The following is a 13,912-nucleotide window of genomic DNA, read 5'->3' as shown; positions in this document are numbered from 1 at the left end:
GCGTTAAGGGATCTTTACCGGGGAACCGGCGGGCGGAAACATCGGTGTTGCAGGATGGGCCGTGCCAGTTGTTTGCCGGCCGAAAGGATCACGCGCGTGCTGACCAAGAACCTTTTCCTGCAGGGCATTTACCATTTCCAGGGCGTGGGGATGGAAAAGCCCGTCCCCATCCACAGCGAGCTCTCGCACTACGTCCCGGACGGTGTCATCAACCAGACACTGTACTTCCGCGGCGGCAACTCGAGCGCAGAGTTGATCGCCGTGGTGCTGCTCCGCAACGGGGTTCCCATGCGGTACTTCCCCATTGGGGCGAAGAGCGAGGTCCATGTGCCGCTTCGGGTGGTGGAGGACATCGAGGGCGGCTCCGTCATCGACCTGTATCTGGCGGCACCGGAAGGCGTCCGCGGATCCGTGGTCATCGACCTGGGCATGGTGGAACACTGATGACCAGTGTCCTGGACACGCCCCGGGCCCGGAAAACCGGCAGGGATCCGCGCCGGCGCCTGGTGGTGATAGGCAACGGCATGGCAGGAGCCCGTGCGGTGGAGGAGATCCTGGCGCGGGGTGGAGCGGAACAATTCAGCATCACCATGTTCGGCGACGAGCCCTACGGCAACTACAACCGGATCATGCTCAGCCACGTCCTGTCGGGCGAGGAAAGCGACGCCGACATCTTCCTCAACCCGCTGGCCTGGTACCAGGACAACGGCATCACGCTGCACGCCGGGGTAAGGGCGGACAGGATCGACCGTTTCGCCAAGCACGTGTTTTCCAGCGACGGCCGCGTGACACCCTACGACACCCTCATAATCGCCACGGGCAGCCGCTCCCATATGCCGCCAATGGATGGGCTGCACACGCCTGCCGGGTCGGTGAAGCCGGGGGTGTTCGGTTTCCGCACCATCGATGACACGCGGAAAATGGTCTCCCACGCACAGCAGGACCACCACCGCCGGGCCGTGGTGATTGGCGGCGGGCTGCTGGGGCTGGAGGCCGCTTACGGCCTGCGCAGCCACGGGATCGACGTGGAAGTGGTCCATTCAGGGAACCACCTGATGAGCGCGCAGATGGGGCCCGACGGCGGCGCGGTGCTCCGCAGGAGCGTCCAGGCCCTTGGGATCGGGGTGCACACGGGCAGCCGGACCACAGCAGTGCTGGGCACCGACAGGGTTACCGGGGTCAGCCTCCGGGACAAGCCGGATATTGCCTGCGACATGGTGGTGGTTGCTGCCGGAATCCGCCCCAACGTGGACGTGGCGGTCCTCAGCGGGCTGCCGGTGGAGCGGGCCATTGTGGTGGACGACCAACTCCGGGTCCAGGACGAGGACAATATCTACGCAGTGGGGGAGTGTGTCCAGCACCGCGGCGAGGTGTACGGCCTGGTGGCACCGCTCTGGGAACAGGCGGTGGTGCTTGCCAAACATGTGACCGGGACTGATACAGGCGCCGCGTACCTGGGCTCGCGTACGGCCACCAAATTGAAGGTGGCAGGAGTCGATGTTGCTTCCATGGGCATCCACGGGCCGGAACTGGACACGGATGAACATATTGTTTTCTCCGAGCCCAGCCGCGGGGTCTTCAAGTCCATCGTGGTGCGGGACAACAAGATGGTGGGCGCCACGCTCCTCGGCGACAGCCGCAAGCTGGCCTACCTGACACAGGCGTTCGACCGCGGCCTGCCGTTGCCGGAAGAGCGGCACAGTCTGCTGTTTGATCTGGGTACGCCGGACGGAGACGTGGGCGTGGCCGAACTCGACGACCACGCCCAGGTCTGCAACTGCAACGGCGTCAACAAGAAGGCGCTGGTGGACGTGGTGAAGGGCGGCTGCACCACGTTGGCCGGTGCGATGGACGCCACCCGCGCAGGCAAGGGCTGCGGCTCCTGCAAGCTGCTGGTGCAGCAGGTGGTGGAATGGGCGGCCGGCGGTGCGGTGGAGGAGGACCCGGCCGCCAGCTACTACGTCCCGGGCATCCCGCTGGACAAACCGGCCCTGATGGACGAGATCCGGAAACGCGGGCTGCGGTCGGTGTCCCAGGTCTTCCAGGCGCTTGCTCCGGGCAGCACGGAGGACGCCAGATCCAAGATGGGGCTGGCCTCGCTGTTGAAGATGATGCTCGGGGACCAGTACATCGACGAACGCGACGCCCGGTTCATCAATGACCGGGTGCACGCCAACATCCAGCGCGACGGCACCTTTTCGGTGGTGCCGCAGATGAAGGGCGGGGTGACATCGGCCCAGCAGCTCCGCCGCATCGCCGACGTCGCGGAGAAACACAACGTGCCGCTCATCAAGCTCACCGGCGGCCAGCGCATCGACCTGCTGGGTATCCCCAAGGAGGACCTGCCGCAGGTGTGGGCGGACCTGGACATGCCCTCCGGCTACGCGTACGGCAAAAGCTTCCGCACGGTCAAGACCTGTGTGGGCAAGGACTTCTGCCGCTACGGCACGGGAGATTCCACCATGCTGGGCATCGATATCGAATCCCGTTTCCAGGGCCTTGAATCCCCGGCGAAACTGAAGCTGGCGGTGTCCGGCTGCCCCCGGAACTGCGCCGAATCATTGGTGAAGGACGTGGGCGTGGTGGCAGTCGAGGGCGGCCGCTGGGAAATCTATGTCGGGGGAGCGGCCGGAGCCCACATCCGCAAGGGCGACCTGCTGGCCACCGTGGACAGTCCCGGGGAGGTCACACTACTGACCGGCCGGTTCATGCAGTACTACCGCGAGCACGCCAACTGGCTGGAGCGGACGTACTCGTTTGTGCCGCGGGTGGGCATTGATCACCTCCGCGCGGTGATAGTGGATAACTCGGAAGGCATCGCGGGCGATCTGGACCAGGCGATGCAGGCCTCGGTCGACAGTTACGTGGATCCGTGGCGGGAGCGTGATGACCCGCAGACTCCGGGCCAGTTCCGTACGTCTCTGCCGCTGACTGTCCTTCCGCAAGTGCAGGTCCGATGAGCGGCTTCCAGTCCGCCATCCGGACCTGCAACCTTGGCCCGGCGGACCAGATACCGCCGGGGGAGGGCAGGGCGTTTGCCGTCGAGGGGAAACAGGTGGCTGTCTTCCGGTTGCGGGACGGGTCCCTGAGGGCGGTGTCGGCGGTTTGCCCGCACCGCGGAGGGCCCATTGCGGACGGCACCATCGACCGGCAGGTGGTCATCTGCCCGCTGCACCAGCACGCCTTCGACCTCCTCAGCGGCTGCTCGACCACGGGGGCTGAACCGCTCGACGTTTACCGGATCAGCGTGGACGGGGAGGGGTATCTGGTCCTGGAGACGGGGACCCTGTAGTGCGGGTCACGTAGCACCCCTTGTGGTCTTGTAGGATGGACGAGCCGCTCGAAGCTTCGGCGCCACAAGAGATTCCGCTCATATCGGTTGCCCAACAGGGCGTATCACCGAATTTGTGAGCGGAATCATGTGTGTTCCGGGTGCGGCCAACCCCCAACCCACAAGGAACCGTTGTGCCTCAAAGTACCCCCGCAGATCTCCAGAACCGCACGGCACCATCCACCGCCGTCGACCCCACCCTCAGCGCCGAGGGCTACAGCAAGACGCTGGGCAGGCGCCACGTCACCATGATCGCCATGGGCGGCGCCATCGGCGTCGGCCTCTTCATGGGCGCCGGCGGCCGCCTTGCCTCCACCGGCCCGGCCCTGATCTTCTCCTACGCCATCGCCGGCGTCATCGCCTACCTGCTCATGCGGGCATTGGGTGAACTCATCATGTACCGCCAGACCTCCGGCTCGTTCGTCAGCTACGCGGGCGAGATGTTCGGCAAGAAGGGCGCGTTCCTGTCCGGCTGGATGTATTTCATCAACTGGGGCATGACCGGCATCGCCGAACTCATCGCGATCGGCCTGTACTTCCAGTTCTTCTTCCCCAACGTTCCCGTGGAAGCCTCGGCCATCGCCGCGCTGGCGCTCCTGGTGGCAGTGAACCTGCTGAGCGTCAAGGCGTTCGGTGAATTCGAGTTCTGGGCCTCCTGCCTCAAAGTGGGCGCAATCCTTATTTTCCTGGCCGTAGGCACGTTCATGGTCGTCACCAACGCCCAGGTAGGTGACGGCAACGCCTCCGTGGCGAACCTGTTCGCCGAAGAAGGCGGCATGTTCCCCAAGGGCGCACTGGTGATGGTCCTGGTCCTCAACGCCGTCATCTTCGCCTACAACGGCATCGAACTCGTGGGCATCACCGCCGGCGAAATGCAGAACCCGCAGCGCGAAGTGCCCAAGGCGATCCGCGCCGTCGTCGTCCGCATCGTGGTGTTCTACGTCGGTTCCGTGACCCTGCTGGCAATGCTGCTGCCCTCCGACCAGTACGTGGCCGGCACGTCGCCGTTCGTCACGGTCTTCGGGCAGATGGGGCTGGCCTGGGTGGGTGACGTGATGAACATGATCGTCATCACCGCCGCCCTTTCCTCCTGCAACTCCGGCCTGTACTCGATCGGCCGCGTCTTCCGCACCATGGCCAACAATGGCCACGCCCCGCAGTGGCTCACCAGGATGTCCAAGCGGCACGTCCCGTACGCGGCGATCCTGGCCATCGCTGCCTTCTACCTTGTCGGCATCCTGCTCAACATCTGGCTGGGCGGCTCCCACGCCTTCGATCTGGCGCTGAACACCGCCTCCATCGGCGTGATCTTCACCTGGGGCGCCATCTTCGCCAGCCAGATCGCACTGCGCCACAAGAAGGGAATCACCTCCAGCCTGCCAATGCCCGGTTCGCCGTGGACCAGCTGGGCCGGCCTGGTCGCGCTGCTGGTGATCGTCGTGCTGATCGGCTTCGACACGATGACCAGCAAGAGCGGCGAGGTGTTCTACCTGGGCCTGTGGACCCTGGCCACCATCCCGTTCTTCGCCCTGCTCCTCTGGCTGGGCTGGCAGAAGGTCAAGCAGAACGAGCCGAAGAACGCCCTGTACAGCTAACGGTTCGCCCGCAGCAGTACGACGACGGCGGGATTCCCTGGGAGGGGATCCCGCCGTCGTCGTATCGAGCCGGTGCGGGAAACGGTGGTGCGGAGCGCCCGGCCGCGGCAGACTGGGGCGTGTGGGCAAACCGTGGCTGCTGCATGTGGACCTTGACCAGTTCATCGCTGCCGTCGAAGTGCTCCGCCGGCCCGAGCTCGCGGGCAAGGCGGTGATCGTTGGCGGCCGCGGCGATCCGACCGAACGGGCGGTGGTGTCCACGGCGTCCTACGAAGCCAGGGCGTACGGCGTCGGTTCGGGGATGCCGCTGCGCGTTGCCGCACGGAAAGTGCCGGACGCCGTGATCCTGCCCGTCGACCAGGACGCCTACCTCGCTGCGTCCGAAAAAGTCATGTCGGTGCTGCGCTCGCAACCGGGCGCTACGGTCCAGGTGCTCGGCTGGGATGAAGCGTTCGTGGGGGTGCAGGCGGAGGATCCCGAGGCCTACGCCCGGCAACTGCAGCGGGCTGTACTTGAGGAGACCCGGCTGCACTGCAGTGTGGGGGTAGGTGACACCCTGGTCCGCGCCAAGGTAGCGACGTCTTTCGGCAAACCCGCCGGCGTCTTCCGGCTCACGGAAGACAACTGGCTCGATGTCATGGGGAGCCGGCCGACGATTGAGCTGTGGGGTGTGGGAACCAAGGTGTCCCGCCGCCTTGCCACGCTCGGCATCGAAACGGTCGCCGACCTTGCGGCGTCCGATCCTGATGACCTGGTCCCGGAGTTCGGCCCGAAGATGGGTCCCTGGTATGCGCAGCTCGGACGGGGCGACGGCGCGCGGACAGTCGATGACACGCCCTGGGTGGCACGCGGGCACAGCCGGGAGACCACGTTCCAGCGCGACCTGACCGAATCCGGGCAGATTGACCACGCGATCAGGGACTTGGCGGCGCGCGTGCTGGAGGATGTCGCCGCCGAGGGGCGGCCGGTGGTCGGGCTGACGCTCAAGGTCCGCTACGCCCCGTTCCTCACCAAGACCTACGCCCGGAAGATCCCCGAGACTTCCGACCCCGCAGAAGTGCTTGCCCGCGCGCTGGAGCTTGTGGCGAAGATCGAGGCCGGCCGCCCCATCCGGCTCCTCGGGCTGCGGGCCGAAATGACGATGCCCGAAGAGTCCAGGCAGGGGCACACCCCGACGCGCAGCGGATGGTGACGGGCGTTAGTCGCGCTTGAACTCGTCTTTGACACTTTCGCCGACCTTCTTGGCGTCCGCCTTGACCTGGTCGGCCTGGCCTTCTGCCTTCAGGCGGTCATTGCCGGTTGCGTTGCCCGCAGCCTCCTTGGCCTTGCCGCCCAGGCCTTCTGCTGCGTTACTGATCTTGTCTCCGAGGCCCATGGTGAGGCCTCCTTTCGTTTCCGTTGATCAAACAGGCATTTTCACGGTAACACGAAGCTGGCTTACTATTTTAGGGGGATTGTCAGTGCCCGCGGCTAGGCTCAATTCATGGACCACACTACAAGCCTCACCCAGCACATCCAGGCGCCACCTGAAAAAGTGTGGTCCGTCATCACGGACATTCCCGGTTCGCCGGCAACACTGTCAGGGGTGGAGGCAGTGCAGCTCCTCACCGACGGCCCCTATGGGGAAGGTACGCGGTGGAAGGAGACCCGGAAAATGCTGGGCCGGTCGGAAACTGTGGAAATGTGGGTGGCCCAGGCCGATCCGCCGCGCAGCACCACGGTAAAGGCCGTCCAGGGTGGGGCGGATTACAGCACGCGGTTCAGCCTTTCCCCGCGTGACGGCGGAACCGACCTTACCCTCACGTTCGGGGCGGAGGTCCTCAAGCCCACCGCCGCAAGCGGCATCATGATGACGCTGTTCGGGAAGATCGGGATGGCGGTCACCCGCAAAGCACTTGCCAAGGACCTGGCGGAGATCGCGGGCAAGGCCGAATCACTGTAGTGGCTGATGCCCGGACCGGGGCGAAGAAGGCAGCCGGCCCGAAGGTCGCCGCGCCGCTGCTGGCGGCCCATCTGGGCATGACGGTCCTCTAACCGCACCACCGGAGGTACGCAACGGCAGCCTCTCCGTGTACTATTTACAGAACGAACGGTCGGTAAGTGGAGGAATCTGCTGTGCCGGGCGCCGATGACAGTGCTGTTTATCGCGTGAAGGGTGTTTCCATGGCTGCAACCGCAGGTCCGCAAGCTTTCCTTGTAGGCGGGGTACGAACGCCGGTCGGCAAGTACGGCGGCGCCCTGTCGTATGTCCGCCCCGACGATATGGCGGCCCTCGTGATCCGGGAAGCGGTGAACCGCGCGGGCCTCGACCCGGACAGCATCGACGAAGTCATTCTGGGCAACGCCAACGGCGCCGGCGAAGAGAACCGCAACGTGGCCCGGATGGCCACCCTGCTGGCCGGGCTCCCGCTCCACATCCCCGGCATCACCGTCAACCGGCTCTGCTCCTCCGGCCTGAGTGCCATCATCCAAGCCAGCCACATGATCAAGGCCGGGGCTGCGGATATCGTCATCGCCGGTGGCGTGGAATCCATGAGCCGCGCTCCCTGGGTGCAGGAAAAGCCCACCAGCGCCTTCGCCAAGCCGGGCCAGATCTTTGATACCTCCATCGGCTGGCGGTTCACCAACCCGCACTTCCAGCACGGCGGGCTGTCGCGCGACGGCAAAATGACGTACTCCATGCCGGAAACGGCGGAGGAAGTGGCCCGCGTGGACAACATCTCGCGGGAAGACGCAGACGCCTTCGCCGTCCGCTCCCACGAACGTTCCCTCGCCGCCATCGAAGCAGGCCGGTTCAAGGACGAAATTGTCCCGGTCACGGTCAAGACCCGCAAGTCCGAACACGTGGTGGACACGGACGAAGGGCCCAGGGCCGGCACCACCATGGACGTCCTTGCGAACCTGAAACCTGTGGCGAACGGCGGCTCCGTGGTCACCGCCGGCAACTCCTCGTCCCTCAACGACGGCGCCTCGGCCATCATTGTGGCGTCGGAAGCCGCCATTGAACGGCTCGGCCTGAAGCCGCGGGCCCGCATCATCGACGGTGCCTCTGCCGGCTGTGAGCCCGAAATCATGGGGATCGGCCCCGTGCCCGCCACGCAGAAAGTCCTCAAGCGGAGCGGCCTCAGCGTAGATGACCTGGCCGCCGTCGAACTTAATGAAGCCTTTGCCACTCAGTCCCTGGCCTGCATCCGCCGGCTCGGACTGGAACCGGACATTGTGAACCTCGACGGCGGTGCCATTGCACTGGGGCACCCGCTGGGTTCCAGCGGGGCCCGGATCGCTATTACGCTGCTGGGCCGGATGGAGCGTGAGGACGCCAAGGTGGGCCTGGCCACCATGTGCATCGGCGTGGGCCAGGGCACCGCAATGCTGCTGGAGAAGGTCTGATGCCGGACGCAGTGGACCTGTCAGCCGAAAAGTTCCATGCGCTCCTGGTGGAGGAACGCGGCGACCGCGTGGTGGTGCTGCTCAACCGGCCCGAGGTGCGCAACGCCATCGACCAGCAAATGGTGGACGAGCTGCATATTGTCTGCACCGCCCTTGAGCAGAATCCCAAAGTCCTGATCATCGCCGGCGTGGACGGCGTCTTTGCCTCCGGTGCGGACATAGCCCAGTTGCGTGAGCGGCGCAGGGATGACGCGCTGCAGGGCATCAACTCCACTATCTTCGTCCGGATCGCAAAGCTCCCCCTGCCCGTCATCGCCGCCCTGGACGGCTACTGCCTCGGCGGCGGGGCGGAGCTCGCGTACGCCGCGGACTTCCGGATCGGGACGCCCAGCGTCCGCATCGGCAACCCGGAGACCGGGCTTGGCATCCTTGCCGCGGCCGGCGCCAGTTGGCGGCTCAAGGAACTGGTGGGGGAGCCGATCGCCAAGCAGATCCTCCTCGCCGGCCGGGTCCTCGATGCCGGGGAGGCCCTGGCAGCCACCCTCATTACCGAAATACATGACGCGGGCAGCCTCCTGGAGGCAGCACACAGCCTCGCGGACCGCATTGGCCGGCAGGACCCGCTGGCTGTCCGGATCACCAAGTCCGTATTCCATGCCCCGGCGGAAGCCCATCCCCTCATCGACCAGCTGGCCCAAGGCATCCTCTTTGAGTCCCAGGCCAAGTTCGACAGAATGCAGAAATTCCTCGACAGGAATGCCGAAAAGAAAGCCGGCCGGGCGGCCACGGACGAGACCGGAAAGAAGAACTGATGAATACTTCCCAACGTGCTCCAGGCCTGCCCGCGCAGATTGGCGTCCTGGGCGGCGGCCGCATGGGTGCGGGAATCGCCCACGCCTTCCTGGTCAAGGGCGCCGACGTGCTGGTGGTCGAACGCGACGAACAGTCCGCCGAGGCTGCCCGTGAACGGGTTGAAACAGCCGCCGCGAAGAGCATCGAACGGGGCGCCACGGACGCCAACCTGGACGAGATGGCTTCCCGCCTGGCTGTCGGCGTGGATTACGACGCCTTCAAAGGCCGGCAGCTCGTGGTCGAGGCCGTGCCGGAGGACTGGGCCCTGAAGGTCACAGCGCTCCGGGGCATTGAGGAACGGCTGGCCGACGACGCATACCTGGCGTCCAATACGTCGTCGCTGTCCGTCAATGGCCTGGCCGGTCAGTTGGAACGGCCGGAAAACTTCCTGGGCCTGCATTTCTTCAACCCGGTGCCTGCGTCCACCCTTATCGAAGTGGTGCTCGGCGAACGCACCTCCCCCGCCCTCGCCGCTGCGGCAAAGGGGTGGGTGGAGGCACTCGGCAAGACCGCCGTCGTCGTGAATGATGCCCCCGGGTTCGCGTCCTCGCGCCTGGGCGTAGCGATCGCCCTTGAGGCGATGCGCATGGTGGAGGAGGGTGTTGCCTCTGCGGAGGACATCGACGCCGCCATGGTCCTGGGTTATAAGCACCCCACCGGGCCCCTCAGGACCACTGACATCGTGGGGCTGGATGTCCGGCTGGGCATCGCGGAGTACCTGCACTCCACGCTGGGGGAGCGCTTCGCCCCGCCGCAGATCCTCAGGGACAAGGTGGCGCGCGGCGAACTGGGCCGCAAGACCGGCAAGGGTTTTTTTGACTGGTCCAGCTAGCCTTTGTGTCCCTTGCGGGACGCCCGTTCCGGGCTGAAAATGTCCTTGTGGTCGCCTGCCGACGCCGTGGTTCTATGGTTCATTCAGGCCGTCAGCTAGCCGGGCGCTGGGGATCACGCTGTGGGCCCTTCACTGTTTCGTTAGCCGAGAACGAGGACTAGATTCCGATTTTCCCGGTGATCCCACGGGCGGCCGCTTATCCATTCAGCGGGGCGTCGGGTGAGGAGATGAGTAGGCCATGCTGGCCGAATCCCAGGATGAGGAGCAGATCATTGCCAGGGTCGCGGCCCTGGATATAGGCAAAGCCGAACTCGTGTGTTGTGTCCGGGTCCCGGCGGTCGGGAACCCGCAGAAGCGGTTACAGGAGGTGTCCACGCATTCGACCATGAGCCGATCCCTGGGGGAACTGGCCAACCATCTGGTCGATCTCCGGATCGAGCGGGTGGTGATGGAGGCAACCTCCGATTACTGGAAGCCGGTGTTCTATCTCCTCGAGGCTCACGGGCTCGAACCGTGGCTGGTCAACGCGCGCGACGTTAGGCATCTGCCGGGACGTCCCAAAACCGACGTGCTCGACTCGGTCTGGCTGTGCAAAGTCGCCGAACGGCAGATGCTGCGGCCCAGTTTTGTCCCGCGCCGCCCCGATCCGGCGGCTGCGGGACCTGACCCGGTACCGGATTGACCTCGTCGGGGCGCGGACGGCAGAAAAGAACCGGGTCGAAAAACTCCTTGAGGACGCGTGCATCAAACTCTCCGTCGTGGCTTCGGATATTTTCGGGGTGTCCGGCCGGGAGATGATGGCGGCGCTCATCGCCGGCGAACGGAATCCGAAAGTGCTCGCCCAGTTGGCGCGGGCAAGCATGCGGAAGAAGATCAGCGAACTCGAGGAGGCGTTCAGCGGCCACTTTGATGACCACCACCGCTTCCTGCTGGCACGGATGCTGGCCAGGATCGACGGGATCGATGCCGATATCACGGCGGTCGATGAACAGATCGAGGTGCAACTGGCCCCTTTCGCGGGGGCGGCGGAGCATCTGGATGAGATCCCGGGCATCGGCCCCGTCGCCGCCGCCATTATCCTGGCCGAAATCGGGGCCGACATGACCCGGTTCCCAACCGCGGGGCACCTCTGTTCCTGGTCGAAGTTCTCTCCAGGCATCAATTCCTCCGCCGGGAAGACTAAGGGCAACGGCTCGACCGGGCATGGCAACCGCTATCTCGCCCGGGTCCTGGGAGAGGCAGCCGTCGTGGCCGGAAAGACAGATACGTTCCTGGGCGAACGCTACCGAAGGATCGCCCGGCGACGAGGCAGGAAACGCGCCATAGTCGCCATCGGACGTTCCATCCTCGTCATCGTCTGGCACCTGCTGCAGGATCCCAATGTACGTTTCCGCGACCTCGGCGCCGATCACTTCAGCCGCCACACCAACCCCGATACCAGCAAACGCAACCACGTCCGCCAACTCGAAGCCCTCGGCTACACCGTCACCCTGACCCGGGCAGCCTAAGTTCCAATCTTCAGGACTCGCCGACGGCTCTACTTTGCCCCGGACACCCACACCCGCGCCAACCACAGGCGCCGCATCTCATTTTCGGACTAGGTCCTTCGCGTTTGCCTGGGCACTTCAGCTCGGAATGTCAGACCCTCGCAGGATGATGTCTTTATGGGAAGCGCAGCGGTGGTGCGGGCATTTGAGGACATCCATGCCGCTCTCGCTGTGCTTGCTGCGGAGGTAGCTGATGCGGGTTCGGGGCAGTTTTCGGTTGTGGATCCTTTGCGTGGTTTGGCGGATGGTTGCCTGGATATCCTTGCTGGTGTTGCGGGGTCGGAGGCGCGGATGGCGGCGCTGAAGGCCCAGGCTGCCGCAAAGTACGCGGAGTGCGCCCAGGCCGTGGCGCCGGCGGCTCTGTCGCCGCAGGCGCGGGAGATGGCGGTGGCTGCGGAGGTTGCCGGCGTGCTGACTATTGGTGAGAGGGCCGCGGGTGCCTTGCTGACCCAGGCCCGGGTGCTGACCACTATCTTGCCGCTGACGCTGGCGGGGTTGCAGGACGGGAGCCTGTCATGGGCGCACGCCAAGGCGATGGTCGAGGAAACCGCCACCCTGGATCCTGCCGGTGCCGCGGCGTTGGAGGCGCATTTACTGGGCCTGAAAGCAGATAACCCGGCCCGGGGTGTGGCTCCGGGTGAGCTGGTGGCTCACCGGTTCCGGCACAAGGCCCGGACCTGGCGCGAACGCCACCACCCGGAAAGTCTTGAGAAGCGCTATGCCAAAGGTGTGGCGGACCGGCGGGTTGAACACCGTCCGGATCAGGACGGGATGGCCTGGTTCAACGCCTACCTGCCGGCTGATACAGCGTCGGCGATGTGGAACCGCAGCACCGCCATCGCCCGGGGCATGCAGGGCCCGGAGGAGGCCCGCACCCTTCCCCAGCTCCGGGCTGATATCTTCGCCGTCGCGGTCCTCAGGAACGGCCAGGGCCTCGGCGGCGGCCCAGCGGACGTCCCCTCCCCGCAAGCCCAGGTGCTTGTTACCGTCCCGGTGTTTTCCCTGCTCGGTCTCACCGATGAACCGGCAGTGCTCGACGGGCACGGGCCCATCCCGGCTTCGATGGCAAGAAGACTCGTCGCGGACGGTGCGGACTCGTTTCACCGGGTCCTGGTTGACCCAAGGGACGGGGCGCCGCTGGAAATCGGCCGCAGCAGTTACCGGGTCACCAAGACCATCCGGCGCTGGCTGCAGATGCGGGACGCCAAGTGTCCGTTCCCCGGCTGCTCCAACCACTCCCTGGACAACGAAGCAGACCACGTCCTGGCCTGGCACCAGGGCGGAACCACCGGGATCAGCAACCTCGGCCAGCCCTGTCCCAAACATCACCGCCTCAAACACGCCAGCGGATGGAAACCAACAACGGCAACAAAGAACGAACCACCCGGCTGGACCTCACCCACCGGCAGACAATACAAAAGCGAACACCAGGACTGGGAACCACCCCACTGGCCCCAGCAACTAAGGCTCGAACCGCCTGAGGCGGCATCAAAGGCGAAGAGGCCGTATTCAGCACCACGCAGCGCTCCTTATGGCCACACGGATTTTGTGTCGGTCGGCCTATCACTGTGCCAGGACGGCCTGGAACGCCTCCTGCATCCCAGAGAGGACAGGGCCTAGTAGGCACAGCGGCACGGAACGAGGTACCCGTTCTGCCGGGGAAGGCAGGAATCAGGATGTGGAGAAATTGGGGGCCGTGGGGGCCTCAGCCCGAGATCCGGGTGTAGCTCCTCGGCGTGATTGGGACGAACAGCTCGACGATTACGTTCGCTTCGTCAGGGAGCACAACCGGGTTCCTTCGCGATACTCCGAAGACCCGGGGGAGCGACTGCTGACTTTCTGGTTCCGGCCTCAGAAAGCCAGCTTGCGGAACGGGCTGCTCCTGCCGGAGAGGGGTGAAAAGTTGGAAAGGGCGCTGCCCGGCTGGAGCTCGCCCTACCGGGTACGTCCCAGCTGGGACCAGATGCTGGCCCGCGTGGTTCAATTCAAAACCGACCGCGGCAGGTGGCCATCGAGCGTGTCTCCCAACGATGCCGAGCGTAGCCTGGCGAACTGGCTGTACCGTCAAGCTGCAACCCGGACGGCAAACCGCGACCGTCAGCATACGGAAACGTATAGCCAAGTTGAACAACGTGCTGCCAGGCTGGCGCCGCCGTCCTGCCCGTGACAGCGGATGTTGGAACAGCCGGTTGGAACAAATTCTGGAGCACGTGCAGAGGTAGGGCCAGCTTCCAACCATGGGCTCAGCCACGCCAACTGAGGAGTTCGCGCTGGGCAAGTGGCTATCAGGTCAGCGGTATGCCCTGAAGAAGGCACGCTGTACCAGGAACGCCTGGCAAGGCGGGATGAGCTTCTTCCGAGGTGG

13 protein-coding genes are annotated in these 13,912 nt (G+C 65.3%); 12 read left to right on the top strand and 1 reads right to left on the bottom strand.

The features are described 5' to 3' along the window. The first annotated feature begins 96 nt into the window (after positions 1-96). The 5 genes from NXY83_RS16365 to NXY83_RS16345 all read left to right on the top strand — a co-directional run bounded on the left by NXY83_RS16365 (position 97) and on the right by NXY83_RS16345 (position 6,118). A complete protein-coding gene (locus NXY83_RS16365; RefSeq protein WP_258803261.1) occupies positions 97-444 on the top strand; it encodes a molybdopterin oxidoreductase in 348 nt (115 codons plus the stop codon). Continuing rightward, positions 444-2,960 (top strand): nitrite reductase large subunit NirB, encoded by a 2,517-nt coding sequence (gene nirB / locus NXY83_RS16360; protein WP_258803260.1) that lies wholly within the window; start codon positions 444-446, stop codon positions 2,958-2,960. The genes NXY83_RS16365 and nirB overlap by 1 nt, the downstream gene beginning before the upstream one ends. Beyond that, positions 2,957-3,292: a Rieske (2Fe-2S) protein gene (locus NXY83_RS16355; protein WP_258803259.1), complete on the top strand. Its 336-nt coding sequence runs from the start codon at positions 2,957-2,959 to the stop codon at positions 3,290-3,292. Before nirB ends, NXY83_RS16355 begins: the two co-directional genes overlap by 4 nt. 173 nt (positions 3,293-3,465) lie before the next feature. Continuing rightward, entirely contained in the window at positions 3,466-4,926 is a 1,461-nt protein-coding gene (locus NXY83_RS16350; protein ID WP_258803258.1) for an amino acid permease, read from the top strand. 136 nt (positions 4,927-5,062) lie between these two features. Then, on the top strand, positions 5,063-6,118 hold the full coding sequence (locus NXY83_RS16345; RefSeq protein WP_258806280.1) for a DNA polymerase IV: 1,056 nt from the start codon (positions 5,063-5,065) through the stop codon (positions 6,116-6,118). A gap of 6 nt (positions 6,119-6,124) precedes the next feature. Here the strand turns inward: NXY83_RS16345 and NXY83_RS16340 are convergent, their stop codons facing one another. Continuing rightward, the gene (locus NXY83_RS16340) at positions 6,125-6,301 is read right to left on the bottom strand and encodes a CsbD family protein (RefSeq protein WP_258803257.1); all 177 of its coding nucleotides are present in this window, start codon (positions 6,299-6,301) and stop codon (positions 6,125-6,127) included. Between the two features lie 108 nt (positions 6,302-6,409). Here NXY83_RS16340 and NXY83_RS16335 point away from each other — a divergent pair, with 108 nt between their 5' ends. The 7 genes from NXY83_RS16335 (at position 6,410) to NXY83_RS16305 (ending at position 13,167) form a co-directional block, all read left to right on the top strand. After that, a complete protein-coding gene (locus NXY83_RS16335; RefSeq protein WP_258803256.1) occupies positions 6,410-6,868 on the top strand; it encodes an SRPBCC family protein in 459 nt (152 codons plus the stop codon). A gap of 221 nt (positions 6,869-7,089) precedes the next feature. Further along, complete coding sequence (locus NXY83_RS16330; RefSeq protein ID WP_258803255.1) at positions 7,090-8,316, top strand: thiolase family protein; 1,227 nt, start codon at positions 7,090-7,092, stop codon at positions 8,314-8,316. Next, positions 8,316-9,128, top strand: coding sequence for an enoyl-CoA hydratase/isomerase family protein (locus NXY83_RS16325; protein ID WP_258803254.1), 813 nt, complete (start codon positions 8,316-8,318; stop codon positions 9,126-9,128). The genes NXY83_RS16330 and NXY83_RS16325 overlap by 1 nt, the downstream gene beginning before the upstream one ends. After that, positions 9,128-10,000 carry a 3-hydroxyacyl-CoA dehydrogenase family protein gene (locus tag NXY83_RS16320; protein ID WP_258803253.1) on the top strand — a complete coding sequence of 291 codons (873 nt, stop codon included), beginning with the start codon at positions 9,128-9,130 and terminating at the stop codon, positions 9,998-10,000. Before NXY83_RS16325 ends, NXY83_RS16320 begins: the two co-directional genes overlap by 1 nt. A 238-nt stretch (positions 10,001-10,238) precedes the next feature. Further along, positions 10,239-10,682 carry an IS110 family transposase gene (locus NXY83_RS16315; protein WP_258803252.1) on the top strand — a complete coding sequence of 148 codons (444 nt, stop codon included), beginning with the start codon at positions 10,239-10,241 and terminating at the stop codon, positions 10,680-10,682. Next, positions 10,627-11,508, top strand: coding sequence for an IS110 family transposase (locus tag NXY83_RS16310; RefSeq protein WP_258803251.1), 882 nt, complete (start codon positions 10,627-10,629; stop codon positions 11,506-11,508). The genes NXY83_RS16315 and NXY83_RS16310 overlap by 56 nt, the downstream gene beginning before the upstream one ends. 156 nt (positions 11,509-11,664) lie before the next feature. Then, complete coding sequence (locus tag NXY83_RS16305) at positions 11,665-13,167, top strand: HNH endonuclease signature motif containing protein (protein WP_258803250.1); 1,503 nt, start codon at positions 11,665-11,667, stop codon at positions 13,165-13,167. Positions 13,168-13,912: the final 745 nt, after the last annotated feature.

The sequence above is a fragment of the Pseudarthrobacter sp. NS4 genome (genome assembly GCF_024758005.1).
In the GTDB taxonomy this organism is placed as follows: domain Bacteria; phylum Actinomycetota; class Actinomycetes; order Actinomycetales; family Micrococcaceae; genus Arthrobacter.
Note: the sequence above shows the minus strand (reverse complement) of the source record. Positions and strands in the feature narration are given on the sequence as shown.

What these genes read in the sequence shown, in the direction of transcription:
- NXY83_RS16325 (WP_258803254.1), top strand. Translation starts at nt 8,316, where the DNA reads ATGCCGGACGCAGTGGACCTGTCAGCCGAAAAGTTCCATGCGCTCCTG.
- NXY83_RS16315 (WP_258803252.1), top strand. Translation starts at nt 10,239, where the DNA reads ATGCTGGCCGAATCCCAGGATGAGGAGCAGATCATTGCCAGGGTCGCG.
- nirB (WP_258803260.1), top strand. Translation starts at nt 444, where the DNA reads ATGACCAGTGTCCTGGACACGCCCCGGGCCCGGAAAACCGGCAGGGAT.
- NXY83_RS16330 (WP_258803255.1), top strand. Translation starts at nt 7,090, where the DNA reads ATGGCTGCAACCGCAGGTCCGCAAGCTTTCCTTGTAGGCGGGGTACGA.
- NXY83_RS16320 (WP_258803253.1), top strand. Translation starts at nt 9,128, where the DNA reads ATGAATACTTCCCAACGTGCTCCAGGCCTGCCCGCGCAGATTGGCGTC.
- NXY83_RS16340 (WP_258803257.1), bottom strand. Translation starts at nt 6,301, where the DNA reads ATGGGCCTCGGAGACAAGATCAGTAACGCAGCAGAAGGCCTGGGCGGC.
- NXY83_RS16355 (WP_258803259.1), top strand. Translation starts at nt 2,957, where the DNA reads ATGAGCGGCTTCCAGTCCGCCATCCGGACCTGCAACCTTGGCCCGGCG.
- NXY83_RS16335 (WP_258803256.1), top strand. Translation starts at nt 6,410, where the DNA reads ATGGACCACACTACAAGCCTCACCCAGCACATCCAGGCGCCACCTGAA.
- NXY83_RS16305 (WP_258803250.1), top strand. Translation starts at nt 11,665, where the DNA reads ATGGGAAGCGCAGCGGTGGTGCGGGCATTTGAGGACATCCATGCCGCT.